Here is a 25,617-nt window from a genome sequence, read left to right as displayed (position 1 = left end):
AAAATTTACTATAAAATGATTATCATGGTCAAGAAAAGTCTCATGTATATAAACCTGTGCATTATTTTGCTATGCATAAGCTGTCAATCAGAGAAAAAAGAAAAAACAGAAGCTGCGGTTTTCAATGTAACAAGCCCGCTAGTGAAAGATACTTTAATCGATAAAGATTATGTAGCACAAATCCGATCCATTAACCATATAGAACTCCGTGCTCAGGAAAAAGGCTATATCCAGACCTTATATGTAGATGAAGGTCAATATGTAAAAAAGGGACAACTGCTATTTAAAATTATGCCCAACCTTTATGAATCTGATGTTAACAGGGCAAAGGCAGAAGCAAAATATGCTCAGATAGAATACCAGAACACTAAAAATCTTTCAGATAAAGATATTGTAGCTCCGCAGGAAATGGCAATGGCTAAGGCGAAATATGAAAAAGCCCAGGCTGAGCTTTCGTCAATGAATACGCACCTTAAATTTACCGAGATCAGGGCTCCTTTTAACGGAATTGTAGGCCGTCTGCATGTTCGGAAAGGAAGTCTGGTAGACGAAGGTGAGCTGATCACAGAACTTTCGGATAACAGCAAGATGTGGGTATACTTCAATGTTCCGGAGGCTGAATATCTGAATCAGATGAGTGACAGAACGGACAATGATCCTATGCATGTCCGTTTAAAAATGGCCAATGGAAAAACATTCAGCCAGGATGGTATTGTGGAAACCATCGAGTCTGATTTTGATAATGAAACAGGAAATATTGCATATAGAGCAACTTTTTCTAACCCTAAGGGTCTTCTCAGATATGGGGAAACCGGAAATATACAGATTACAGCTCCCTATGCCAACGCTATGCTGATTCCTCAGAAAGCAACTTTTGAAGAGCTGGAAAAGAAATATGTATATGTAATCAACAAAGACAACAAAGTAAAAGCACGGGAAATAAAAATTGCTGCTGAATTACCACATATTTATGTAGTGGCGTCAGGACTTGGAAAAGATGAAAGAATTCTTTTGGACGGGCTTCGAATGGTACAGGAAAATCAAAAAATTTCCACCCGCTATCAGAAGCCTGAAAAAGTGATGTCGAACCTGGATCTCTATGCTGAGTAATTAAAAAGCAGAATTATGTTTAAAAAAGTAATACACCGGCCGGTATTCGCAATCGTAATATCGGTCATCATCCTCTTTGTCGGTGGATTGGCCATTAAACAGCTTCCTACCGAACAATTTCCAAAAATCGCACCTACTACGGTTGCCGTATCCATTGCTTATCCGGGTGCGAGTGCCGATGTACTGGTGAAATCCTCATTGATTACCATTGAAAATGCCATCAATGGAGTACAGGGAATGCGTTACATCACCACCGATGCGACCAGTGCCGGAGAAGCTACGGTAAACGTTGTTTTTGATCCCGGAACAGATCCCAATGCTGCCGTTGTTCTTGTAAAAACGAGAGTAGACCAGGTGATGCCCCTTTTACCTGAACTCGTACAGAAAGAGGGGGTTGTAGTAAATCCCATTCAGCCCAGTATGTTGATGTATGTCAATTTATACAGCACCAACAAGAGCATGGACGAAAAATTCCTTTACAACTATGCAACCGTAAACATCATTCCTGAAATCAACCGTATTCACGGTATCGCAAAATCCCAGATCCTGGGAAGCCGAAGATATGCAATGCGAATCTGGCTGAATCCCGATCGTATGCGTGCTTATTCTATTTCTGTGGATGAGGTAATGAAGGCTATTGGTGAGCAAAGCATCATCGGGCGTCCCGGAAGAATCGGTCAGAGCTCAGGAATTGCAGCGCAGTCCCTTGAATATGTTCTTACCTATAAAGGACAATATAACAAACCTGAAGAGTATGAGAACATCATTGTCCGTTCCAATGCTGAGGGGGAAAATATTAAGCTTAAAGACGTAGCTAAGGTAGAACTGGGAAGCGAATTCTTTGATATTTATTCCAATCTCGACGGACATCCTTCTGCTTCTATAGTCCTGAAGCAGAATTATGGAAGTAACGCGAATGACGTAATAAAAGATGTGAAAGCAAAGCTTGAGGAAATGAAAGGTAGCTTCCCACCAGGAGTAGATTACAAGATCAGCTATGACGTATCCCAGTTTCTGGATGCTTCCATCGAACAGGTGGTCCACACATTGAGGGATGCCTTTATTCTTGTAGCCATTGTAGTTTTCATCTTCCTTGGAGACTGGAGGTCAACATTGATCCCAATCATTGCCGTTCCCGTCTCTTTAGTAGGAACGTTCTTTGTTATTCAGCTTTTTGGCCTATCCATAAATCTGGTAACCTTATTTGCCCTTGTTCTAGCTATCGGTATCGTTGTGGATAATGCGATTGTGGTTATTGAGGCTGTACACGCCAAGATGGAAGAAAGCAACATTTCACCTTATAAAGCTGTGAAAGAAGTAATGGCTGAAATTGCAGGCGCTATTATCGCAATTACTGCTGTAATGGTGGCAGTATTTGTCCCTATTTCATTTATGACAGGGCCGGTAGGAACCTTTTATCGTCAGTTTTCAATTACAATGGCGAGTTCCATCGTGATTTCTGCTGTAGTTGCCCTTACATTAACGCCTGTTTTAGCGGCAATGCTGCTGAAAAACAATCATGGAAAACCTAAAAAAGCCAATCTCTTTACAAAATCACTGGATGCATTTAATAAAGGTTTTGATAAAGTAACCGGTAAGTATGCATTGCTTCTGAGAAAAATCGTTAACAGAAAAGTGGTAACCTGGGGAATCCTGATTTTATTTTCAGCCGGAATTTTTATCATCAACAAAACACTTCCGGGAGGCTTCATCCCCAATGAAGACCAGGGAACGATTTATGCCATTATTCAGACACCTCCGGGTTCTACATTGGAACAGACCAATAAGGTTTCCAGAGCATTACAGAAGATCTGTCAGGGTGTGGACGGTGTAGAATCCGTATCCTCACTGGCGGGTTACGAAATTATGACGGAAGGGCGTGGTTCTAATGCCGGAACTTGTCTGATTAACCTTAAAACCTGGAGTGCCCGTGACCATTCTGTAAAAGAAATCATGAAAGAACTTGAAGAAAAATCAAAAGATCTCGGAGCAACCATTGAGTTTTTTGAACCGCCGGCCGTTCCCGGATTTGGATCTTCAGGAGGATTTTCCATGAGACTGCTGGATCTGAACAGAACAACAGATTATCAGGATTTCGATAAGGTAAACAAGGAATTTATTGCCAACCTTAAAAAGCGCAAGGAATTAACAGGGGTATTCACCTTTTTTGCAGCCAATTATCCGCAATATGAGCTTGTTTTTGATAATAATGCCGCCATGCAGAAAGGGGTTTCTATCGGTAAGGCGATGGACAACCTGAATATCCTGATCGGAAGTACCTATGAGCAAGGATTTATCAGATTCGGGCAGTTCTTTAAAGTATATGTACAATCTTCTCCTGAATTCAGAAGACTTCCTTCGGATATCATGAAGCTCTATGTAAAGAATGACCGTGATGAAATGGTTCCTTATTCAGCATTTATGACGCTGAAAAAAACACAGGGGCCTAATGAAATTACCCGCTACAACATGTATAATTCTGCTGCGATCCGGGGGTTACCGGCTGCCGGGTACACAACTGCGGATGCAATTAATGCGATTAATGAAACAGCAATTAAAACTTTACCTCACGGATACAAAGTTGCCTGGGAAGGATTGTCTTATGATGAAGCACAACGCGGAAATGAAGCCATCTATGTATTCCTGGTTGTTCTTGTATTCGTATACCTCGTACTTGCGGCGCAGTATGAAAGCTTTGTCATTCCATTCGCTGTCTTATTTTCGCTTCCTGTGGGGGTATTCGGATCTTTCCTTCTCCTTAAGGCAATGGGTCTGGAAAATGACATCTATGCTCAGGTAGGACTGATCATGGTAATCGGTCTTCTGGGTAAAAATGCAGTATTAATCGTTGAGTTTGCCGTACAGCGGCGACAGTCAGGGGATTCCATATTTGAAGCAGCCGTGGAAGGTGCAAGGATCAGGTTCCGTCCGATCTTGATGACTTCTTTTGCATTTATTGCAGGTCTTGTTCCTTTAATTTTTGCAGGAGGTGCCGGAGCGATCGGAAACCACACCATTGGAGCTTCTGCATTAGGAGGAATGCTCGTGGGAACTATTTTAGGAGTCATCATTATTCCTGGCCTCTATTACATTTTTGCCAAATGGTCTGATGGCAAAAAAATGATCAAAGACGAAGATGAATCACCGCTAAGCGAAGATATGATACACTATGAATAAGAATAAAATATATCAATATGCAGGGATCGCACTGGTCCTATTAAGCCTTGCTGCCTGCAAACCTATAGAAATAGAACAGCGTGCCGAAAATAAAACAGTTCCTGAACAATACGGGACTGATGAAAATAGTTCTTCCAATACAGGAAAGATCAAATGGAATGAATATTTTAGTGATCCAAATCTCCAGGCACTGATCAATGAAGCTCTTAAGAATAACCAGGAGCTGAATATTGTTCTCCAGGAAATAGAAATTTCCAAAAATGAGATCAAGGCCCGTAAGGGAGAGTATTTGCCGTCAGTAGGTTTGAAAGCCGGAGCCGGTATGGATAAAGTAAGCAGATACACTAATATCGGAGCAATGGAAGCAAATACTGAAATTGAACCGGGCAGAGAAATGCCGGATCCTTTATTTGATTTTGCCGTAGGAGCCCAGGCAAAATGGGAAACTGATATCTGGGGTAAACTGCACAATGCCACAAGAGCTCAGGTACAGAGGTACCTTGCCGGTGTAGAGGGAAAGAATTTTATGACTACGAATCTAATTGCTGAAATTGCTGATTCTTACTATGAACTGCTGGCTCTGGATAATGAACTGGATATCCTACAGCAGAATATAAAGATTCAGAATGATGCTTTAGAGGTTGTAAGAGATCTCAAAAAATTTGCCCGTTCCAATGAACTTGCCGTACAACGTTTTCAGGCTCAGGTTTTAAAAACCCAGGGAATGCAGTACGATATCAGGCAGAAAATTGTGGAAACAGAGAATAGGATCAACTACCTTGTCGGAAGATTTCCACAGCCTGTGGAAAGAACCCGCAATACTTTTGATACCCTCGTTCCACAACCGGTATATACGGGGATTCCTTCAGAGCTACTGGAAAACAGACCTGACATTAAACAGGCTGAATATGAGCTTGCTGCATCAAAGCTGGATATAAAATCAGCAAAAGCAAGGTTTTATCCTTCTCTTGATATTGCTGCGGGAGTAGGATTTCAGGCTTTTAACCCTCTGTACATTGTCAAGCCTCAGTCCTTTCTGTATTCTCTTGCAGGAGAGCTTACTGCCCCACTGATCAATAGAAATGCAATAAAGGCAGCTTATTATAATGCCAATGCAAAACAGGTGCAGGCTGTTTACCATTATGAGCAAACTATACTGGGTGCTTATATTGAGGTAGCCAACCAATTATCAAAGATTCATAATCTGGAAAATAGTTTTGATATTAAAAATCAGGAAGTAAATGCCTTAACAAAGTCCATTGATATTTCCAATGATCTTTTTAAATATGCCCGTGCAGATTATATGGAAGTTCTCCTAACCCAACGGGATGCTCTTGAATCCAAGTTTGAACTTGTTGAAAAGAAAATGAATCAGTTAAAAGCAAGTGTTGCCATTTACAGGGCACTTGGTGGCGGATGGGATCAGAATCCTGTTGCCCCCCCCGATATTATTAAAAAATAATATATACCAATTTAATTTTTTCTTAGGGAAGCTTACCGAAAGGTAGGCTTCTTTTTTAAGATTCAGGATCACTACCGTTTTCCAAAAACTCAATATTTCTTTTCAGGCCTGCATATTTTGTTCTTTTTACAGGCGATTTCCTGAAGATTTCAGAGAATAATTCCTGCGTAAGCTCTTTCCATTCACCTTTTTTAAAATTTTTAAGGCTATCGTTAGGCTTGAATTTGCTCTGCATGTTCGGAGCTGAAAACCGGTTCCAAGGGCAAACATCCTGACAGATATCACAGCCAAACATCCAATCTTGCATTTTATCCCTGAAATAATCGGGAATTTCGCTTTTCAGTTCAATGGTAGCATATGAAATGCATTTGCTTCCATCAACGATTTTATCCGAGATGATAGCATCTGTAGGACAAGCATCGATACATTTTCTGCAGGTACCGCAATGGTTGGTGGTTTCGTGATCGGCAATCAGCTCAAGATCGCAAATGATCTCCGCTAAAAAATAAAAGGAGCCGTTTTGTTTCGTGATCAGATTGGCATTTTTCCCTACCCATCCAATTCCGGATTTCCTAGCCCAGCTTCTTTCAAGTACGGGAGCAGAATCTACAAAAACCCTGAATCCGAATTCCCCGATCTCCTCCTGCAGCTCAGTCACCATTTCACGAAGAATTTCCTTAATTACCTCGTGATAATCTTCGGCGTATGCATACTTTGAGATCTTGTAGTTTTCCAGCGTGGAAAGCTTCTCTTCAGGGAAATAGTTATAGGATAATGAAATCACTGACTTCGAGCCTTCTACCAGTAATCGGGGATCTAATCTTTTATCAAAATGGTTTTCCATGTATTTCATTTCCCCATGGAAGTTATTCTTTAACCATTTCTCCAGATGACGGGCATCTTCTTCGAGGAAATCAGCTTTGGAGATACCACAATTCTGAAATCCAAAACGTTGTGCCTTGGACTTTATCAGTTCAGAATATTTTTCAGCAGTTGAATTCATGATTTCCCATTGCAAAACTAAGATTATTTTATAAATTTGTTGGAGTTTGGGTGTGTGAAATATTTCAGACAGCCATTTTATACTTTTAACACTAAATATTTACAATTATGTCATTAGCAGATGTATTAAAATCCGGAAATTATCAATTAATAGATGTTCGCGAACCAATGGAACTGGAAATGGATGGTAATATAGAAGGAGCTCAAAATATTCCATTAGGTGAAGTTGAAGATAGAAAAGAAGAAATTCTATCGATAGAAAAACCAGTTGTAATTTTCTGCAGAAGTGGAAACAGAAGCGGAAAAGCGTTGGAATATTTAAATTCCCAGGGGTTAAAGGACGGTTATAACGGCGGTGGCTGGGCAGACCTGAAAGCAACAATCGAAGCAAATCAAGGAACTTTTTAAGTTCCTTTTTTTATCCCTTTTAATAATATGAATCTGAAAGAAAGATTAGCTCAGAATCTCCTTCCTTACACACAGGACCAGTATCTCATTAATAAATTGTGGCAGGAAATAGAGATCCAATACTCCCAAAAAGGAAGATTTTATCACAATCTGGAACATCTGACTGCTTTATTTTCGGAGCTGGAAAAGGTAAAAAGTGATATTTCAGATTTTCAGGTGATAAGTTTTGCAGTATTTTATCACGATATTATTTATGATGCTTCCTCAAAAGCTAATGAGAAAAAAAGTGCTGAATTGGCGAAAATAAGGCTTAGTGAAATTAAGGTAGATAAAAAGTCCGTAGATAATATATTTCAACAGATTCTGGCAACTCAACTGCATCAAAAATCCCCAGATAATGACACCAACTATCTTTTAGACGCTGACTTATCGATTTTAGGACAAGACCCTCAAACCTATCTGGAATATACTAAAATGATCAGAAGAGAATACTCTATCTATCCTGACTTTCTATATAAACCTGGCAGAAGAAAAGTACTTCTGCATTTTCTGGAGTCGGATTATATTTTTAAAACTGACTATTTTAAGAATAAATATGAACATCAGGCCAGAAAAAATATAGAGTATGAATTAACAAATTTATAGACCAACCTTATTAAATGTGTTTCTCTATGAACTCTTTCGCCTTCTCCAATATAATTTCAGGTACTTCTTTGTGTGGTGTATGTCCTACCCCTGGTATAATATATTTCTCTGAGAATCCGCTCATCTGTCCTACTGTTTTTTCTACCTGATCTAAAGTTCCATATTCATCAGCATCTCCCTGAATAAATAGTAATGGACATATAATATCTTTCAATATATACTCGATGTTCCAATTTCTGTATCCCTCCCGAGTCCAGGTTTCTGTCCAGGCCTTGAAAAGCATTTCTACTTTATCTCCGTGGTATTTTTGCAGGCGCTCAGGAAGATTCGTAGTTTTATAAGCTTCCCATGCATCGTACACTCCTTTCAGCGTAACATCTTCAACGAAAATATGTCCTGCTTCACAAATAACGGCTTTTATTCTTTCGGGATATTTACCGGCAGTGATAAGAGCTATGGTTCCTCCGTCACTGTGCCCGAATAAAATAGCATCTTTGATGTTAAGCTCCTGCAACAACTCATTCAGAAGATCTGCTTCCAACTCCATATAATTATCGGGTCTTTCGTATGTAAGCATCGGACCTGATTTACCATATCCTAAACGATCATAAACCAGAACATTACATTGGGAAGCTTCGGAAAGTTTTTGGGGAAAATCCCTCCATAATTGGGTGCATCCAAGGGAGTCGTGAAGAAAAACCAATGTAGGCCTGTTGCCCAGTGAATTATCGTATTCTATATAAAGATTTTTTATTTGGGGTTTTGCTAAATTAACCGACATTCAAGTTATTGCTTCATTAAAATTTAGGCATTTTTACCTCTTCAAATTCATTCAGAAGGTTAGCAAAAACAGTTTCAACAGGTAGGATGTCATTGATCAATGCAGACACTTGTCCTATTTCCAGTTCTCCATCTTCCAGATCTCCTTCGAACATCCCCTTTTTTGCTCTTGCCCTACCCAAAGACGCCGCTAAAGCTTCCGCATCTCTCCCGGACTGATAAATATTTTCTAGCTCATTGAAGAATTTATTTTTAACCATCCTTACCGGAGCCAGTTCTTTTAAGGTAAGATGAGTATCTCCTTCATTCAGCTCTGTAATTTTCTTTTTCCAGTTTTCGTGGGCGCTGGCTTCATGGGTTGCCGCAAACCGGGACCCTATTTGTACACCATCTGCTCCCAAAATCATAGCCGCTTTTATCTGAGAACCTAAAGCAATCCCTCCAGCTGCAATTAAGGGCTTAGAAATGTGTTGCTTTACATTAGGGATAAGGCAGAAGGTCGTAGTTTCATCTCTTCCGTTATGTCCTCCTGCTTCAAAGCCTTCCGCTACCACAGCATCTACTCCCGCATCTTCACATTTAATGGCAAATTTTGTAGACGAAACAACATGAGCCACCTTAATACCTTCTTTCTGTAAAGTTTCTGTATAGGTTTTAGGATTTCCTGCTGAGGTAAAAACAATCTTCACTCCTTCTTCCAAAATGATTTGAATAATTTCCTCGATATTAGGATAAAGCATAGGTACATTTACGCCAAAAGGCTTGTCTGTAGCTGCTTTGCATTTCTGAATATTCTCTCTTAAAATATCGGGGTACATACTTCCTGCACCGATTAATCCCAGCCCTCCGCAATTGGAAACTGCTGAAGCAAGTCTCCATCCGGAATGCCATATCATTCCTGCCTGAATGATCGGATATTTTATATCAAAAAGTCTGGTAATCCTGTTTTGTTCTGATTCCATCCCATAAATTTTTTTAGCCGCACTAAAATCTATAAAATTACTCATGCTGTAAAAATACTAAAAAACAAAAATTTCATCCCTTTCTATTTGAAGAATATTCAGATAAATTTTCTTTTTAATTTTAATTATCCCGGATGCCATCTATAAAAAAAACCTTCAGATGATCTGAAGGTTTTTCTATTATTTCTTTAAAGCCTCTTTTTTCCAGTTTCCTTTAAACTTGCAGGAATCGTAACGGCTGTCTATCGATATAAATGTTGTTGGTAATTTGGAGTTCACAAATTTTTCAACCATTTCATTTCGCTTCTTATTAAGTGCCATTTGCTTTATTCTGTCATAATCGGTTTCCAGAGTGATCTGGTGAGAAGGAATCACATCTTCGATCTTCACAATTTTCACTACTTTTCTTTTTCTCTCGTCTTCATCATCAAAAGCACTGGTAATATCATCCTTATTAAGACCTGCCAATTCATAGCTGATAGTTCCCGGAATAGTTTCTCTTTCGATCTTATTAGAACCATCAGATCCGGAAATTACCCCACCATTGAATTTTGTTCTTTTATCATCTGAATATTTAAAGGCAGCATCTTTAAATGTAATTTTCCCTTCTGTAATCAGGGTTTTAATACTGTCTAATTTCTTTTTAGCTGTTTTAATTTCGTCTTCAGTAGGAGTAGCCATCAAAAGGATATGTCTTGCATCATATATCTTTCCTGATTTTTTCACCAATTGAATGATATGGTACCCAAATTCTGATTCTACAGGGTCTGAAATTTCCCCTTCCTGAAGGTTTAGTGCAGCCGCTTCGAATGGTTTTACCATCTGTCCTTTAGAGATATTTTTCATTAAACCTCCAGTAGATGCAGAACCCGGATCCTCAGAATAGATTCTCGCCTGGCTTTCAAATGATTCTCCACCTGCAATATCCTGTTTAATCTTTTTTAACTTATTGATCAGCTCATCTTTATGGGCTTCCGTAAGTTTAGGATACATCATGATCTGCGCTAAAGTTACTTCATCCTTAATTTCAGGTAACTGAGCTTTATACATATTATAAAAATCGGTTACTTCATTTGGCGTAACATCGGCCTTATCAGTAACTCTCTGATATTTTGCCTGCCCGTAATAGGTATCCGTGTCTATCTTTTCGATAGCATTCTTCATTTCGTAAGCAGTTCTGAACTTGTAGGCGGCTAACATTGATTTTTCGTCAGGAAATTGGGAAAGTAACTGGCTGTACTTTGCATTAGCCTGAGTTTTAATAGCAGCCGATCTGTTTTCAATCAAGGTATCCTTTTTTGCTTCGAATACAAGAAGTTTATTGTTGATCAGATTCTCCAAAAACTCACACTTATCTGTGTTGGAAGCGCCCTGCTGTTTTGCATAATTCATCTGTTCATTAACGTCAGACTCTAACACAATTTCATCTCCGATTACAGCAGCAATACCATCCACCAGGTCCCCTTGTTTTAACTGGGCCTTCATGTTAGTAGCAAACAGCATCACAAAAACTCCAAAAAGAAAAGTGATCTTTAGTTTATTTATCATTTTAGTATTTTAAACAAGTTGCAAATTTAGAATTCTTAACGAATTACACTAAATTTTTTATTATAAATATTTCTTAAAAACATCTATTTATTGTAGTTCAACGTCAAATGTTGTTAATTCTTTGAATTGTCTCAGTCTGCTGAACATATCCGATTCACTTACTTCTTCAATTCTTTCGGTCCCGAACTTCTCTACAGTAAATGAGGCCATTGCTGAACCAACGATCAATGCTGATTTCATCGTTTCAAAATCGATTTTCTGTTTCTTGGCTAAATAGGCAGCAAAACCACCTGCAAAAGTATCTCCTGCTCCGGTCGGATCAAAAACATCTTCTAACGGAAGGGCCGGAATAGCGAACACCTGAGTTTCATTGAACAGTAATGCCCCGTGTTCCCCTTTTTTAATGATCACATATTTAGGTCCCATTTTAAGGATCTTTTTTGCCGCTTTTACTAAAGAGTATTCTCCTGAAAGCTGTCTGGCTTCTTCGTCATTGATGGTAATCACATCTGTTTTGGCGATCATATCCATTAAAATATCCATCGCAGTATCCATCCAGAAATTCATGGTATCCAGGACAACAAGCTTTGGACGTTCATTCATTTTTTCCAGTACGGACAGCTGTACCCCCGGATGAAGGTTTCCTAACAACAAAATCTCTGCATCCTGCATAGAATCCGGGATTTTCGGATCAAAATTTTCCAGAACATTTACTTCTGTAGCTAAGGTATCTCTCGTATTTAAATCATTATGATACTTTCCTGACCAGAAAAATGTTTTTCCTTCTTTCACGATCTCAATTCCTTCGATATTTACATCCCTGTCGGTAAACATATCAAGATGCTCTTGTGGAAAATCCCCTCCAACAACAGAAACAATCCCTGATTTTACGCCTAAGATAGATGAAGTGATCCCGATATAAGTAGCGGCACCCCCCAAAATTTTATCTGTCTTACCAAACGGTGTTTCAATTGCATCAAATGCAACACTTCCAACAACTAAAAGTTTCATATATTTTTCAATGTATTTTAAACTGATTTATTTTTTCCATTCGAAAGTATCCAGCAGATGCTTCATATCATTCTTGATATAATTTACTGCAGGAGCCAATGAATCCGGTTTCGGTCTTGTATTAAAGTATAGATAAGCAGTTACAAAGTGTTTTGTACTGTCTGTAATGTAAAATTGAAGATTGGAAGCACTCTGCCCTTTTAATTCGTAAAAATTCCCGTAGACTTTCTTTTCGGGATATTCAAAAGACTTAGTGTCAATGGCACTGGCCTTAATGGTGTGCTCATACACCATCTTTTCAGCTTCTTTGATATGATCGGCAAAATCATTCTGAATCGGATAATAGGTAACAAAAACCTTAGCCTTCATTTTAGGATAATTCAGATAGTACCAGCAAGGCCTTTTAGCATTTGTGATCATTGCAAAATCCGAGTATTCAAAACTATAAGCACAGTTAGGATCAAATTTTTGATATTTTGGTGTGGGATATTCCAAACGCAATTCTCCGTATGGTTTTGGGATTGGATCTTTTCCACATGAAATTAAAAGCAATGAAGCAAATATAAAAATGACTTTTTTAATCATTTTGCAAAAGTACAAATTAGATTTCAGATTTAGGAAGACAAATTTCAGTCTTTCAACGAGTTTTGGATATAGTTTTCCAGAGGCTTGGGAAAAGATTTATCCTGTGATCCCCGGTAGTCCGTTACAATATATAGATTATTTACTGTAAAATCCTCCCAGATAGCTTTTGAAGGGATTTCAACATTATAAATATCTATGGTAAGATTCTTATGGGTGAGCTTATGTTGAACTGTTTTAAGGTTTTTTATAAATATCTTGAAATCCTTAGGAAGAGAGGTCGGAAATTCAAAAAGTTTCTTCCAGATAAAATCATCTTTTCTTTGTTGGATCACAAATTGGCCTTTGTAATGAATAAAATAATACTGCAGATGAAGGTCTTCTGTTTTTACTTTTTTTGTTTTAACCGGAAACTCTGAAACCTTGTTCAAAGCAAAGGCCAGGCAATCATCTTCTAACGGACATTTTTGACATAGAGGATTTTTGGGCTTACAGATTTCAGATCCCAGATCCATCATGGCCTGATTAAAATCTCCGACATTCTCCGGCATAACTAATGTTGCCAATTCAGAAAAATAAGCAAATGCTTTTGAACCTGAAATATCAAAATCATCTGCGAAAACACGACTTAATACCCTGTAGAAATTCCCATCAACGGCAGGCATGCGTCCGTTAAAACAAATGCTCGAAACTGCAGCTGCAGTATACTTCCCCACTCCTTTTAGCTGTAATATATCCTCATACCGGGCAGGAAAAACACCATCAAAATCTGTCATGATCTGTTGGGCTGCCTTATGGATATTGATTGCTCTGGAATAATACCCCAAGCCTTTCCAGTGAAGCAAGACCTCATCTTCTTCTGCTGACGCAAGGGATTTCACATCCGGAAATCGTCTGATAAAATTATTATAATGGTTAAGCCCCTGGGCAATTCTGGTTTGCTGAAAAACAATTTCGCAGATCCATATAAAATATGGATCTTTTGTTTTTCTGAATGGTAAATCTCTGGCATTTTCCTTGTACCATCCCAACAGCTTGTTTCCGACGTGAAGAAAGTCCGAACCCTTAAAATTCTTTTCCAAAAAGTGACTCTGTTTAAATAATTCAACCTGCCTTTTACATCATTTCACAAATAGGATAGGAAATCAATCAAAGCAATTGCAAAGATAGAACTATTTACTTTCTGTACCTACGGTATATACCGGAGCGGATTTAAGCCATTGATACTTAAGCTTTTTCTCTTCTGCGATAAAACGGTATCCGTTAAGTTTTTTCAGAAAAACATACATGGAATCTTTTTTAAGCTTTAGCCTCTGGTTGGATAGAAACTGGAACGGATAGGTGACCACAGAGTCTCTTGTCGTTTTTTCTATCTCACCGGAAGTAAGTCTGTAAATAAAAATAGGTCTCCCGCGACCGGACGAACTGTCTACGAGCTTTATATCTGAACTGACAAGAACCATATCACTACCGTCGATACATTCTTCTTTATTCATAATATAAGCTTTCCCTTCCTGTCTCTCATCTTCAAAAAGATCTTTTTTATAGTAATTCGGGCTTTGATATTTCTTCTCGCAGCCTATAAAAAGCATCAGGAAAACGGGTATGCAATAGGCAAACCTGGATGTAAACATATTAATTTTCATATAAATTTGGTAGAAAAAAACCGATGTAAAATTGCATCGGTTTTTATTATTTGGTAAGGATATATTAGTCCTGAGTATATTGAGACTCCCATTCGTTACCATCATCCCCTTTATGTCCGTCCAATTTAATAACGAAACTCTTTGTTGGGAAATAAGGCGTTAAACGGATATCAAGCCATACCCTGTCTTTATTTACTTTATCCTGTTCGAAACGAACGATCTTGAATTTTTCAATCAGTTTATCCGGACCTTTGATACCATCAAGGAAGGTTACAATCTGTCTTCTCAGATCATCTTCATTTTTAGCGGTCCAGTTTTCAAATGCTCTTCTGTTAAGGAAATCCAGCAAAACTTTGGTTACATAATCGAATACACGAACTACGGAATAGGTTTGAAGACCGATATTATCTCCTGTAAACAACGTTTTTGCAGAGAAGGCCATGATCTTGCCATATTCATTAACCATTGGGACCAATCCCATTTTTTCCAACTGAGAAATTTCACTTTTCTTCAATTCGAATTTTACGGCATCTACTTCGTTGATGTTACCATGTTTCTTACCGGCCGCTACCTGAGACATTAATGTTTTATGGATTTTACCGGCCAATGAAGTAGAAGGTGGAAGTTCCACATTTTCTTCTTCACCCACTTCCTCAGCTCTTCCACGTCCTACAAGCCAGTTGCAGGTCATGATTACATTACTTCTGTGAAGTTCTCCACCGGTAAGGTTCGCAGAATGAAATAAATCCACTACGTCATCCGGTTTGTCAAGATTAGCAAAATCGGTAACCAACATTACTTTGTTCTCATTACAGATCTTTGCCCATTTTTCGACTACTTTATTTGATCCTAAATAACCAGGAATGGCTAAAAGGGAATAATTGTCTCTAAGATCCAGACGATCATAATAACTCTTGAATTCTTCAGCAATAGCATCGATGAAAAGCGGATTATCAAGATCCGATAGCTGATCTAAGCTTGCATTCACAATACTTACATTATCAACCTTATCAAGTTCGGTATTTTTATAGAACTGGGCTACTGTACGATAAGAGGTTTCTAACTGACGAACCGTATCCAGAGTGTTCTTTAAATTTGTTTTTAAACTATTTTCTGCCTGTTGTGCTTTATTTTTACACACTTCTGCCATTTTATCTGCAGATTCGTTCCCTTCCAGAAGGCTTACCCAAAGATTAATCTTCTGTAGTAATTCTTTTCTTTCATCTCCTTTATTATTATCGGTGAGAAATATTTCTTTTCTTGCTTTTCTGGTAGGATTCATGTTGGCGATGCCGTCAACAACAGATTCTACAAAACCGAAACCGCCAATTTTATTGAGTTCGGCAAGGGGATTACCTTTCGGTTGTCCCGAATGTTGCTGCTGGCCTTGTTGTTGGCTTTCAGCTGCCTGTAATTTACTATCCATGATTTAATGTAAAGTCTTTAGGTTATTTTTCAAGTTCTTGTGCCACTTCTTTCAACACTTCCACAAATGCAGCTCTTGTCTGCTCATTTTCCAGCATACTGCGTAGAACCTTATTGGTTTTTAGCTGGCGGACAATTTTATTATATTGTTCCTGTTCCATACTAAGTTGCTGTAAATAATCTGATTTTTGCGTAAGGCTTTTAGGAGTGAAGTCTCCCAGATTTTGAAAACGGAATTCTTCATTGATTACACTACCATCTTCCGTTTCATGTTGTACACTTATCGAAGGTTGAAAATGTTTGAAGACGTCATCCACAGTCTTTAATCCTGTTACAATTTCAGGGGTATAAGATTCATCGGTAGTAAGCTGGCTTACAATTAATGACTTATTCTCTTGGATTTCCTGAATAGCTTCATTAGCGTCTACTTTTATCTCGTTTCCGCCAACACCATAATTAAACATTGCCATATTATTATTATTTTGAGATTTTTGATTTTGGTTAGAACCGGCTTTACCCGACGAATCGAATAAGTCGCCAATCCAATGTTTAAATTTAAAAAAAAACTCCAACATACAAAATTTTGTTAAGATTTTTCTTACATTATTTAATCCTATTTGGTCTGTGACACTTAAATATGTCAGTTTCACCTCACTAAACTATGAAAAATAAATAAAAATAAGCTATAAAGAGATAAAATAAAATCCTGGTGTACTTTGCTCTTATGCAAAGATGTTAAATCCGGGACAAAATAAAAATTCTTCTTATATCTGAAAAAAATACTGAAAAAAATATTCTTTATATTTAAACAAAGAAACAGAATTATGAAAGATGTAAAGATAGCGTTTAGAAAACCAATATTTCCTGTTTCAGAAGCATTACAGCAATATCTGAAAAAACACAACAGAATAACCAAGATTCATTTTCTGTATGAAGACCTCCTGAGATTTAGTGACAGCGTAAGTATTCTGGATAATGATGGTAAAGATACTTTGTGGCTTGGGGTATTGTATTCTGAACATGAGTTTAAAGAAATAGAAGCTAATCTAAACAAGATCTATACTCTTCTTCATTCTGACGGAGATGAGGCTACTTTACCCTACCTGAAAGTGGATACAATCGACTTTTGCACCTTCGGAAATTCTAAACCTTTTCGAATCCGGGTGAGAAATATTCTGAATGACAATTACACTAACTTTTATATTAAGCAGGCAGATGCTTCCCGTATTTATGGACTGGAGCTTGAGGATCTGCTTTCTCCTAATCGAATTAACTTTCTGATTTACAAAAACACTTTAATAGAAGAGCATATTTTAGGAATTCCAGGTGATGTTTTTATTAAGAAGCACTTACCCAATTGTACGGAGCCCGAAAAAGCTCAGATCTCCAAGGAGTTTGTAAAATTCAATGAACGCTGTCTTATTGGGCTCCTTGGTGACATGCGCTCTTATAACTATGTCATTATTCCAATACATGATTTTGACCAGGTTATTTACAGAATCCGCCCCATTGACTTTGACCAACAAACTTATGAAGGAAATCTGAAGGTATACCTCCCCCAATATTTTAAAGAAAACAGTCAAATGGTCAATATGGTACTGGAAAAACTGAAACCCAGTTCCATAGAACAGTACCGTAAAGAAGTACGTTCACAAATTGTAAAAAGGGTAACCAGCAGTAAAAACAGATTTGATGAACTCATTTCTATTATGAAAAAAGAAGATCTCGCACCGGAAGCCAATGTTACAGAACTAAAGACAGCTTTGCAAAAACTCACTTACGATGTAAATTTCAAATATTGTAAAACCATGGGAGACATTATAGAAACCGGAATAAAGTTTGTGATCCGGAATTATAAAAATGCATATTAAAGAAAATCCGTCCCCACTAATGTGAGAGACGGATTTTTTCTTTTCTAACAATTTTCGGTTGAATTACCAAATTTTTATACGATCCTGAGGTGCTTTGTACAGCTTATCTCCAGGTTTTATATCAAATGCTTTGATAAATGCATCCTGATTCACCAATGGGCCAAAGGCTCTGAAATATCCAGGAGAATGCGGATCGGTCTTCACCTGATTTACCATATACTGATCCGTAGACTTAGTTCTCCAAACTGTTGCCCAGCTCATGAAGAATCTCTGATCTTGGGTAAATCCACTGATTAATCCCGGATTTCCATGATCTTTAAGGTACATCTGCAATGCATCATATGCTACCGCCACTCCACCAAGATCGCCAATGTTTTCACCGCTTGTAAACTTACCGTTTACAAAACTTCCCTTTACAGGCTCATATCCGTTATACTGAGCTGCAAGCTGTCCTACTTTTGCATCAAAGTTTTTACGGTCGGCATCTGTCCACCAGTTATTCAGATTTCCATCTCCATCGAATCGGGAACCACTATCATCAAAACCATGAGAAATTTCGTGGCCGATAACAGCTCCTATTCCACCAAAGTTAACGGCGGCATCCGCTTTAGGGTTATAGAAAGGAGGCTGAAGAATAGCAGCAGGGAATACAATCTCATTATTTGAACCGCTATAATACGCATTTACCGTTTGTGGAGTCATTCCCCACTCAGTTTTATCAACAGGCTTGCCTACTTTTTCCAGACTTCTCTGGTATTGCCAAGCGGCAACATTCTGTAAGTTAGAATATAACGTTGCTCCCTTAGATGGTGCTTCTACTTTCAATGCAGAATAATCTTTCCACTTATCCGGATAAGCAATTTTTACGGTGAACTTAGAAAGTTTTTCCTGCGCTTTAACTTTTGTTTCCGGAGACATCCAATCCATTTCATTGATATGCGTCTTGAACGATTTCAGAATGTAATCAATATAAGTTTCCATCTGCTCTTTTGCTTCAGGAGTAAAGTATTTCTCAACATATAATTTTCCAAAAGCTTCACCAAGAACACCATTCACCAGGCTTAGCCCTCTTTTGTTCATCGGACGTTGTTCTTTTTGTCCCTGAAGATATTTGGAGTAGAAATCAAAACGGATTTGCTCCAGACCATCATCGAGGTTGCTTGCATTACCGTTAATGACATGATATTTTAAATAGTCTTTCAATAATGGAAGATTCTTCTGTGTGATGAACTGATCCATATTCTGATAATATTTCAATTCACCTACAATAACTTTATCTGTTTTTACTCCGGCATCTGCAAGATATTTAGCCAGGTTTACATTTTTAACCAATCCTGATAGCTCAGAAACATTTTTAGGATTATATCTTAAATTGGCATCCCTGTTCTGCTCCAGGGTTAAAAGGTAGTTTGCCAATTGTTTTTCAAAGGCAACCACATTTTCTGCAGCCTGGGTAGAGTTTTTATATCCTAATACTCCGAATAGCTTTCCTACATAAGTAGTATACTCACTCAAAGTTTTGGTATTGGCTTCATTTACTTTTTGATAATAATCTCTTCCTAATCCGAGATCCGGTCCACCAAGATAAACAGCATTCATTTTAGAATTCTTCATATCTGCACCTACTCTCCATCCATAGAACGAATTGTCACCTAATCTTGTCGCATCCAAAAGATATTTCTGAAGATCATTAAGGTTTTTAATGGCATCAATTTTAGCCAGATCACCTTTAATAGGAGCTAATCCATCAGCATTTCTTTTGTTTACATCCATAAAAGATGCATACAAATTCTGTATTTTTTGCCCTTCCGAACCATCAGAATATTTTTCAGATAAGATTTTATTCAAAATATCAAGGGAAGCATCATCCACATTTTCCCTCAATGCATTGAAGGAACCCCAGCTTGCTTTATCAGACGGAATCTGTGTATTTTTCACCCAATTTCCGTTCACGTAATTAAAGAAATCATCCTGAGGACGAACACTTTTATCCATGTAAGAAAGGGTAATCCCTTCTTCTTTCACCTCTTCTTTTACGGGTTGTGTAGTTGCCACCGGAGTTTCTGTTTTAGTAGTTTTTTCTGCAGTTTTTGTTGTTCCGCAAGAATTTAAAAATACCATACCCGAAAAGGCAAGTATCCCAATATTTAGCTTTTTCATTAAAGATCGTTTTTTGATTTTACACAAACTTACCAAATATACGAATTTTCATTATGTAAGATGGTAGAATTGAGAAATTGTTAAAAGTTGAGGAATATGGCAATCAGGTTAAGAGAGTATAAGCTCCAGGATTTGAAATTAGAGAAAAAATACCGATTATAGAAATAAAAGTATAGACCCATTTCTTCCGATTGAGATTTACCAACTACTGTACATGATTTGCTCAGCAAGTAAATAAAAGCCGCTCATTTCTGAGCGGCTTCATTTATTATTACCAGATTTTGATTCTGTCCTGAGGAGCTTTATACAGTTTGTCTCCCTGTTTTACATCAAATGCTTTATAGAATGCGTCAACGTTCGTTAACGGACCGAAGCTTCTGAAATAACCAGGAGAATGCGGGTCTGTTTTCACCTGATTGATCATGTACTTTTCACTTGATAATGTTCTCCACACCGTTGCCCAGCTTAAGAAGAATCTTTGATCCTGTGTGTATCCGCTAATCACTCCAGGATTTCCTTTATCTTTCAAATACATTTGTAATGCATCATAAGCGATATTTACACCTCCTAAATCTGCGATATTTTCACCATTTGTAAAGGTTCCGTTTACGAAAGTTCCTTTTACCGGCTCATATTTATCATATTGGGCAGCAAGGGCTTTTGTTGCTTTTTCAAAGTTCGTTTTATCTTCAGGCGTCCACCAGTCTACCAGGTTTCCGTCTGCATCAAACTGAGCTCCTGAATCATCAAATCCGTGGCTCATTTCATGACCGATAACAGCTCCGATTCCACCGAAGTTCACAGCAGCATCAGCCTGAGGATTAAAAAACGGCGGCTGAAGAATAGCTGCAGGGAATACAATCTCGTTATTTACCGGATTATAATATGCATTTACCGTTTGTGGAGTCATTCCCCATTCAGTTTTATCAACCGGTTTTCCAATTTTAGCTAAATCTTTATTATACTGCCATTCTGAAACATTCTGAAGGTTTTGGTATAAAGTACCTCCTTTTGATTCTGGAGTGATAACCAATTTGGAATAATCTTTCCATTTATCCGGATAAGCAACTTTTACAGTGAATTTATTAAGCTTGTTTAATGCTTTTTCTTTTGTTGTAGAAGACATCCATGTTAAATTGTTGATGTGAACCACAAAGCTTTTCTTTAAATAATCGATCAATTCAACCATCTGAGCTTTAGCTTCAGCCGGGAAATATTTCTCAACATATAATTTACCGAAAGCTTCGCCCAGAGAACTGTTGATCAGCTCATATCCTCTTTTGTTTAAAGCTCTCTGTTCCTGCTGACCTCTAAGGTATTTTCCATAGAAAGCAAATCTCATGTTCCCAAGGTTTTCACTCAGATAAGATGCGCTTCCGTTGATCAGGTGGAATTTCAGATAATCCTTGATAACCGGAAGATTATTAGCATTTACCAATTGGTCGAAGTTTTTATAATAACCCAGTTCTCCAATGATTACTTTATCTGAATTTACTCCAACTTTTTTAAGGTAAGCCGGTAGATCAACATTTTTTACTAAAGCAGAAAGTTCAGACATCGTCTTCGGATTATACTGAAGATTGGAATCACGGATCTGCTCGTTTGTCAGATAAGTTTTAGCAATGCTTTTTTCGTAATCAACAATTCCTTTTGCAGCTTCATCAGCATTTTTGTACCCTAATTCTTTTAACATAGAAGCCACATACTTTTGGTATTCAGCAATCGCTTCCGTATTTTTTTCATTTACTTTCTGATAATAGTCTCTTCCTAAACCAAGAGATGCATCGCCAAGATAGATCGCATTCATTTTAGAATCCTTAAGGTCAGCATCTACGCCCCATCCGTATAACACATTCTCTCCTTCTTTAGTTACAGAGATCAGGTAATTCTGCAGATCGGCAAGGTTCTTAATAGCATCGATTTTACTAAGGTTAGCCTGGATAGGTTTGATACCATCAGCATTTCTCTTCTGCATGTTCATATAAGTAGCATACAGATCCTGGATTTTTTTACCTTCACTTCCCTCTGCAAATTTATCCTTCAAAAGAGAATTCAAAATCGTCATTGAATTATTGTCAGTATCATCTGCCAGTTTATTGAAGCTTCCCCATGTTGGTTTATCAGCTGGAATTTTGGCCGTTTTCATCCACGTTCCACTCACGTAGTTGTAAAAATCATCCTGTGGACGTACAGATTTGTCCATTAAACTAAGGTCTAAACCTTTATCCGTTGTACTCATTACTGTTTTAGTTGTTTTAGCCTGAGCATTCACTGTATTCTGTGAGCAAATTCCCGCTAGTAAAAACAAAGAAAGCGTTAGTTTTTTCATTATAATAACAATTTATATAATATGTCTTTATATTGTAACATATGTTACGTTTACAAAAACAAATTTAAACAAATATTAAGAAGTTGTTATCTCCTTTACATTCCCTGTCCTTTTCAGAAATCCCCAGGACTGCATTTCTCCTTTCAGGGCCCTTCTCAGGCTTCTGAACAATACAATATACATCAGCCATCTGTATCCGAATCTTTGCGGAATCACATACACGAGATTGATCAGCTTTTCTTTTTGCATCAAAAACGCAATGATTGCAAGGGAAGCATCAACCAAAAGAAAAAGTAAATAGTATATAAATATTTTTTCTCCGTTTCCAAATAAGATCCCAAAAAACATAATGACATCTGCAAAAGGTGAAAAGAACGGAATAATATATTGAAACAATAAAATATTTGGCATTGCCCAAAGTCCCAGTCCTTTATATTTAGGGTTTAAGAAGGTTTGTTTTTGCTTCCAGAACATCTGCATAATTCCATAGGTCCATCGGAAACGTTGTTTTAAAAACTGTTTTACCGTCTCCGGAGCTTCTGTTACGGCAACAGCATTGTTTTCATTAGCCACAGTATATCCTTCTCTAAGAATTTTTACCGTAATATCACAATCTTCAGCCAGTGTATCCGAAGAATATCCACCTACCTCATCAATTACGGATCTCCTAAACGCTCCGATTGCTCCCGGGATTACTGTAATTGCATTAATATTCGCATAAGCTAACCTGTCAAAATTCTGGCTTGTTGTATATTCTATCGCCTGCCACTTTGTAAGCCAGTTGACCTGATTTCCAACTTTTACATTTCCCGCAACTGCTGCAATCTTCTCTTCAGCAGAGGCATTCAAAAACCTTGCAATCAAAAACTTCACGGCATCTTGCTGCAGTTTGGTATCGGCATCGATACAAACAACGTATTCAGCATCGGTTTGTGAAATCCCAAAATTTAAAGCGGTTGCTTTTCCTCCGTTAGCTTTCGTGAAAATCTTGAGTTTAGGATGTTCAGCAAATTCTTCCCTGGCCTTTGTATAAGTGAGATCTTTACTTCCGTCATCTACAAGAATAACATCAAAATTAGGATAGGACTGTTTTAATAAATTATGCAAAGAAGATACAATATTAACTTCCTCATTATAGGCAGGAACAATAATAGATACTTTAGGATAGGTATCCAATACGGGAAAATTTGAAAGCTTTTTCTCTTTGCTTTTTTCTTTAACTGCCCAGTACACCATAAATAACAAACGGATAATTCCTAAAATAATGAAGATGGTAAATAAGGCCACCAAAAAATGACTAATCCCATAAATCACAGTCGCTAATACAAGATTCAGCTGCATAATATAGTACGATTTGGTTTTTGGAACCGCAGGCATCAGCTCATTTTTACTTTTATGTAAAATGCTTGCCAGATTCGTAAAATGATAACCTTGCTTCTGCAAAGTAGGAATTAAAATTTTCAGAGCTTTGATCGTCTCTTCTCTTGTGTCTCCTCCAGCATCATGCAGTAGAATAATATTTCCTCTCTCCTGCTTGATACCCTGCATTACACGTTTTACGATCTCATCTGCTTTAATACCAGGTTGCCAGTCTTCGGGATCTATACTTTCACCGATATCGAGATAATTCTGCTGTCTGGCCAAGGCAACGGGAATAATCTCTTCAGAGGTTGTAGGCTCGGAATCTGCATTATAAGGTGCTCTGAACAGGATCGTGCTATGACCGGTTATGCATTCAAATAAGAGCCTCGTCAGTTTCATCTCTAATAAAGCCCTCTCCGGACTTACTTTGGCCACATTTTCATGAGTGAAAGTATGGTTTCCTATTTCATGTCCCTCTCTGTAGATTCTTTTTACCAGAGGAAGATTTTTCTCAGCATTCAGGCCGATTAAAAAGAATGCAGCCGGAACGTGATATTTTGATAAGATATCAAGGACCTGAGGAGTATACGTTTCATCCGGACCATCATCAAATGTCAGTACCAGTTCTTTCTGTGGTGCCCAACCATATTTTTTCACTTCATAAGAACTTGGATACGTGATATAGTTCTCATCCGTAATAATTTTTTCTTTAGGATCTGTTTCCAGAGCTATTTTCCCATCATGGGGTGTATTCAGGACATCCAATACTTCACCATCTCCGATATAATCTACCATGGTCTGGCCTTTTACATTCTCCAGTTTTTTAAGATCTAGCTTAGGCAGGCCGGCAAAAGTGAGATCTTTATCATAAAAATTCCAGATTCTGCTGTCCTCGCTTCCCAATCTCCAAAGTGCAGTTCCCGCCAAAGGATATTCTGAAGAAAAGCGCATAGTATTAAAAATCGATGCCGCATCATTAAAAAATACCGTATGGGTATTATTCTTAAAATCTGTGTATGAATAGTTGAGATTAAAAGTATTGTCATCAAAATTGATAACCGATTTACTTGCACTGGCCTTAGTAATAGCCTGCATATAGGAAACCGAAATATTATCATCCGGATTTGAGCTCCAGTCATATCCATAAGCCCCAAGACCTAGAATAATCTTGTTTGCCGTTGTTTTCTTTAAAATTTTCCCGGTTTGAGCTTCAATCCATTTTTGAGAAGAGATAGGTCCTGCATCCCCCGAAGCTGAATATTCATCGTATGCCATCAACACAAAATAGTCTACGTAAGGATTTAATTTTTGAATATTATAATCGTCATTATCCGTCATAATATCCATGGTCACCAGCAGCTTATTCTGTTTAAAATTATCTGAAAGCTCTTTCATAAAAGCGATAAGATTTTCATCAGAATCCAGATTCATGTCCTCAAAGTCAATATTGATTCCTTTGAAATGAAACTTCACGCATTCCTCCGCAAGCTTCCGGATCAGTTTGGTTCTTCTTAACGGATCGTTAAGTACTTTTGCCAAGCCCTCAGCACGGAATTCTCTGTCTGAGTTATTACTGAGAATCGGCATCGCTGCAACTCCCGTTCTTTTTATAACCTTATATCCTTCGGGATCGATGTTGGTTTTAAGATCTCCTGTTTTAGGATCAAGGAAAAACCATTCCGGAAAGACTAAATTGATGTGCTTAACATTCCTTTTCAGAGACATGAGGGATTGAGGATCCCAGGCTACATAGAAAGCAGAACGGATCCCTCCTGGAAATTGAGCCCAGTTCCTGTTTTGGTTTTTTAATCTTTCTGCTTTTGCTTCCTCAATTTTGGAAACATTGGTACGAATGGTCTTTTCAGAAATAAAGCTTCTGAATCCCTTATATTCTTTTGAGATTCTATTCTCCTGAAGGTAAGGCTTTCCTGCTGTGATAACGGTTTTGTAATCTTCATGAAAAGGGATTTTGGGACTTTTATCCAGTTTCATCATGAGTGCCAACGCCAGGAAAAGCAATATCCCGACAAAGATAAAAATGCGGGATCCCCACTGCACATTTCTCCAGCGTTTTTTATTAGTTGTTTGAAAAACCTGTTTTGAATTTTCCACGTTTTGATATTTTCGGCTGAAGATT

19 protein-coding genes are annotated in these 25,617 nt (G+C 37.9%); 6 read left to right on the top strand and 13 right to left on the bottom strand.

The annotated features are described in order from the left end of the window. Positions 1-24: 24 nt before the first annotated feature. From PFY10_19050 to PFY10_19040, 3 genes are read left to right on the top strand one after another with little or no spacing between them, the layout of a single operon-like run. The gene (locus PFY10_19050; GenBank protein ID WBV56291.1) at positions 25-1,110 is read left to right on the top strand and encodes an efflux RND transporter periplasmic adaptor subunit; all 1,086 of its coding nucleotides are present in this window, start codon (positions 25-27) and stop codon (positions 1,108-1,110) included. A gap of 15 nt (positions 1,111-1,125) precedes the next feature. Beyond that, positions 1,126-4,287 carry an efflux RND transporter permease subunit gene (locus PFY10_19045; GenBank protein ID WBV56290.1) on the top strand — a complete coding sequence of 1,054 codons (3,162 nt, stop codon included), beginning with the start codon at positions 1,126-1,128 and terminating at the stop codon, positions 4,285-4,287. Further along, a complete protein-coding gene (locus tag PFY10_19040; GenBank protein ID WBV56289.1) occupies positions 4,280-5,749 on the top strand; it encodes a TolC family protein in 1,470 nt (489 codons plus the stop codon). Before PFY10_19045 ends, PFY10_19040 begins: the two co-directional genes overlap by 8 nt. 55 nt (positions 5,750-5,804) lie before the next feature. Here the strand turns inward: PFY10_19040 and queG are convergent, their stop codons facing one another. Beyond that, a complete protein-coding gene (gene queG, locus PFY10_19035) occupies positions 5,805-6,752 on the bottom strand; it encodes a tRNA epoxyqueuosine(34) reductase QueG (GenBank protein ID WBV56288.1) in 948 nt (315 codons plus the stop codon). A 107-nt stretch (positions 6,753-6,859) separates the two neighbouring features. Between queG and PFY10_19030 the strand changes: the two genes are divergently transcribed. Then, positions 6,860-7,159: a rhodanese-like domain-containing protein gene (locus tag PFY10_19030; GenBank protein WBV56287.1), complete on the top strand. Its 300-nt coding sequence runs from the start codon at positions 6,860-6,862 to the stop codon at positions 7,157-7,159. 27 nt (positions 7,160-7,186) lie between these two features. After that, positions 7,187-7,804: a hypothetical protein gene (locus PFY10_19025; GenBank protein WBV56286.1), complete on the top strand. Its 618-nt coding sequence runs from the start codon at positions 7,187-7,189 to the stop codon at positions 7,802-7,804. A gap of 10 nt (positions 7,805-7,814) precedes the next feature. On the opposite strand, the gene PFY10_19020 is transcribed toward PFY10_19025, so the two are convergent. The 9 genes from PFY10_19020 to PFY10_18980 form a co-directional block, all read right to left on the bottom strand. Beyond that, the gene (locus tag PFY10_19020) at positions 7,815-8,585 is read right to left on the bottom strand and encodes an alpha/beta hydrolase (protein WBV56285.1); all 771 of its coding nucleotides are present in this window, start codon (positions 8,583-8,585) and stop codon (positions 7,815-7,817) included. Positions 8,586-8,601: 16 nt separating this feature from the next. Next, positions 8,602-9,546, bottom strand: a complete 945-nt coding sequence (locus PFY10_19015) for a nitronate monooxygenase (GenBank protein WBV56284.1) — start codon at positions 9,544-9,546, stop codon at positions 8,602-8,604. Positions 9,547-9,726: 180 nt separating this feature from the next. Continuing rightward, positions 9,727-11,094: a peptidylprolyl isomerase gene (locus PFY10_19010; GenBank protein ID WBV56283.1), complete on the bottom strand. Its 1,368-nt coding sequence runs from the start codon at positions 11,092-11,094 to the stop codon at positions 9,727-9,729. 87 nt (positions 11,095-11,181) lie between these two features. Beyond that, positions 11,182-12,105 carry a PfkB family carbohydrate kinase gene (locus PFY10_19005; GenBank protein WBV56282.1) on the bottom strand — a complete coding sequence of 308 codons (924 nt, stop codon included), beginning with the start codon at positions 12,103-12,105 and terminating at the stop codon, positions 11,182-11,184. Between the two features lie 27 nt (positions 12,106-12,132). Next, positions 12,133-12,690 carry a gliding motility lipoprotein GldD gene (gene gldD / locus PFY10_19000; GenBank protein WBV56281.1) on the bottom strand — a complete coding sequence of 186 codons (558 nt, stop codon included), beginning with the start codon at positions 12,688-12,690 and terminating at the stop codon, positions 12,133-12,135. A 44-nt stretch (positions 12,691-12,734) separates the two neighbouring features. Continuing rightward, entirely contained in the window at positions 12,735-13,769 is a 1,035-nt protein-coding gene (gene mutY / locus PFY10_18995) for an A/G-specific adenine glycosylase (protein ID WBV56280.1), read from the bottom strand. A gap of 90 nt (positions 13,770-13,859) precedes the next feature. Further along, positions 13,860-14,333 (bottom strand): hypothetical protein, encoded by a 474-nt coding sequence (locus PFY10_18990; protein WBV56279.1) that lies wholly within the window; start codon positions 14,331-14,333, stop codon positions 13,860-13,862. Between the two features lie 64 nt (positions 14,334-14,397). Further along, positions 14,398-15,759: a DUF5458 family protein gene (locus tag PFY10_18985; protein WBV56278.1), complete on the bottom strand. Its 1,362-nt coding sequence runs from the start codon at positions 15,757-15,759 to the stop codon at positions 14,398-14,400. A 22-nt stretch (positions 15,760-15,781) separates the two neighbouring features. After that, positions 15,782-16,228: a type VI secretion system contractile sheath small subunit gene (locus PFY10_18980; GenBank protein WBV56277.1), complete on the bottom strand. Its 447-nt coding sequence runs from the start codon at positions 16,226-16,228 to the stop codon at positions 15,782-15,784. A 354-nt stretch (positions 16,229-16,582) separates the two neighbouring features. On the opposite strand from PFY10_18980, the gene PFY10_18975 reads away from it, so the two are divergent. After that, complete coding sequence (locus tag PFY10_18975; protein WBV56276.1) at positions 16,583-17,629, top strand: hypothetical protein; 1,047 nt, start codon at positions 16,583-16,585, stop codon at positions 17,627-17,629. 63 nt (positions 17,630-17,692) lie between these two features. On the opposite strand, the gene PFY10_18970 is transcribed toward PFY10_18975, so the two are convergent. From PFY10_18970 to PFY10_18960, 3 genes are all read right to left on the bottom strand, one after another. After that, entirely contained in the window at positions 17,693-19,789 is a 2,097-nt protein-coding gene (locus tag PFY10_18970; protein WBV56275.1) for a M13 family metallopeptidase, read from the bottom strand. A gap of 271 nt (positions 19,790-20,060) precedes the next feature. After that, positions 20,061-22,118 carry a M13 family metallopeptidase gene (locus PFY10_18965; protein ID WBV56274.1) on the bottom strand — a complete coding sequence of 686 codons (2,058 nt, stop codon included), beginning with the start codon at positions 22,116-22,118 and terminating at the stop codon, positions 20,061-20,063. A gap of 75 nt (positions 22,119-22,193) precedes the next feature. Then, positions 22,194-25,592: a glycosyltransferase gene (locus PFY10_18960; protein WBV56273.1), complete on the bottom strand. Its 3,399-nt coding sequence runs from the start codon at positions 25,590-25,592 to the stop codon at positions 22,194-22,196. Between the last annotated feature and the right edge of the window lie 25 nt (positions 25,593-25,617).

Source organism: Chryseobacterium daecheongense, assembly GCA_027920525.1.
Classification (GTDB): Bacteria; Bacteroidota; Bacteroidia; order Flavobacteriales; family Weeksellaceae; genus Chryseobacterium; species Chryseobacterium proteolyticum.
Note: the sequence above shows the minus strand (reverse complement) of the source record. Positions and strands in the feature narration are given on the sequence as shown.

What these genes read in the sequence shown, in the direction of transcription:
- PFY10_19020 (WBV56285.1), bottom strand. Translation starts at nt 8,585, where the DNA reads ATGTCGGTTAATTTAGCAAAACCCCAAATAAAAAATCTTTATATAGAA.
- PFY10_19050 (WBV56291.1), top strand. Translation starts at nt 25, where the DNA reads ATGGTCAAGAAAAGTCTCATGTATATAAACCTGTGCATTATTTTGCTA.
- queG (WBV56288.1), bottom strand. Translation starts at nt 6,752, where the DNA reads ATGAATTCAACTGCTGAAAAATATTCTGAACTGATAAAGTCCAAGGCA.
- PFY10_18975 (WBV56276.1), top strand. Translation starts at nt 16,583, where the DNA reads ATGAAAGATGTAAAGATAGCGTTTAGAAAACCAATATTTCCTGTTTCA.
- PFY10_18985 (WBV56278.1), bottom strand. Translation starts at nt 15,759, where the DNA reads ATGGATAGTAAATTACAGGCAGCTGAAAGCCAACAACAAGGCCAGCAG.
- gldD (WBV56281.1), bottom strand. Translation starts at nt 12,690, where the DNA reads ATGATTAAAAAAGTCATTTTTATATTTGCTTCATTGCTTTTAATTTCA.
- PFY10_19030 (WBV56287.1), top strand. Translation starts at nt 6,860, where the DNA reads ATGTCATTAGCAGATGTATTAAAATCCGGAAATTATCAATTAATAGAT.
- PFY10_19005 (WBV56282.1), bottom strand. Translation starts at nt 12,105, where the DNA reads ATGAAACTTTTAGTTGTTGGAAGTGTTGCATTTGATGCAATTGAAACA.
- PFY10_19015 (WBV56284.1), bottom strand. Translation starts at nt 9,546, where the DNA reads ATGGAATCAGAACAAAACAGGATTACCAGACTTTTTGATATAAAATAT.
- PFY10_18965 (WBV56274.1), bottom strand. Translation starts at nt 22,118, where the DNA reads ATGAAAAAACTAACGCTTTCTTTGTTTTTACTAGCGGGAATTTGCTCA.
- PFY10_18990 (WBV56279.1), bottom strand. Translation starts at nt 14,333, where the DNA reads ATGAAAATTAATATGTTTACATCCAGGTTTGCCTATTGCATACCCGTT.
- PFY10_19025 (WBV56286.1), top strand. Translation starts at nt 7,187, where the DNA reads ATGAATCTGAAAGAAAGATTAGCTCAGAATCTCCTTCCTTACACACAG.
- PFY10_18980 (WBV56277.1), bottom strand. Translation starts at nt 16,228, where the DNA reads ATGGCAATGTTTAATTATGGTGTTGGCGGAAACGAGATAAAAGTAGAC.
- PFY10_19010 (WBV56283.1), bottom strand. Translation starts at nt 11,094, where the DNA reads ATGATAAATAAACTAAAGATCACTTTTCTTTTTGGAGTTTTTGTGATG.
- PFY10_19040 (WBV56289.1), top strand. Translation starts at nt 4,280, where the DNA reads ATGAATAAGAATAAAATATATCAATATGCAGGGATCGCACTGGTCCTA.
- PFY10_18970 (WBV56275.1), bottom strand. Translation starts at nt 19,789, where the DNA reads ATGAAAAAGCTAAATATTGGGATACTTGCCTTTTCGGGTATGGTATTT.
- PFY10_19045 (WBV56290.1), top strand. Translation starts at nt 1,126, where the DNA reads ATGTTTAAAAAAGTAATACACCGGCCGGTATTCGCAATCGTAATATCG.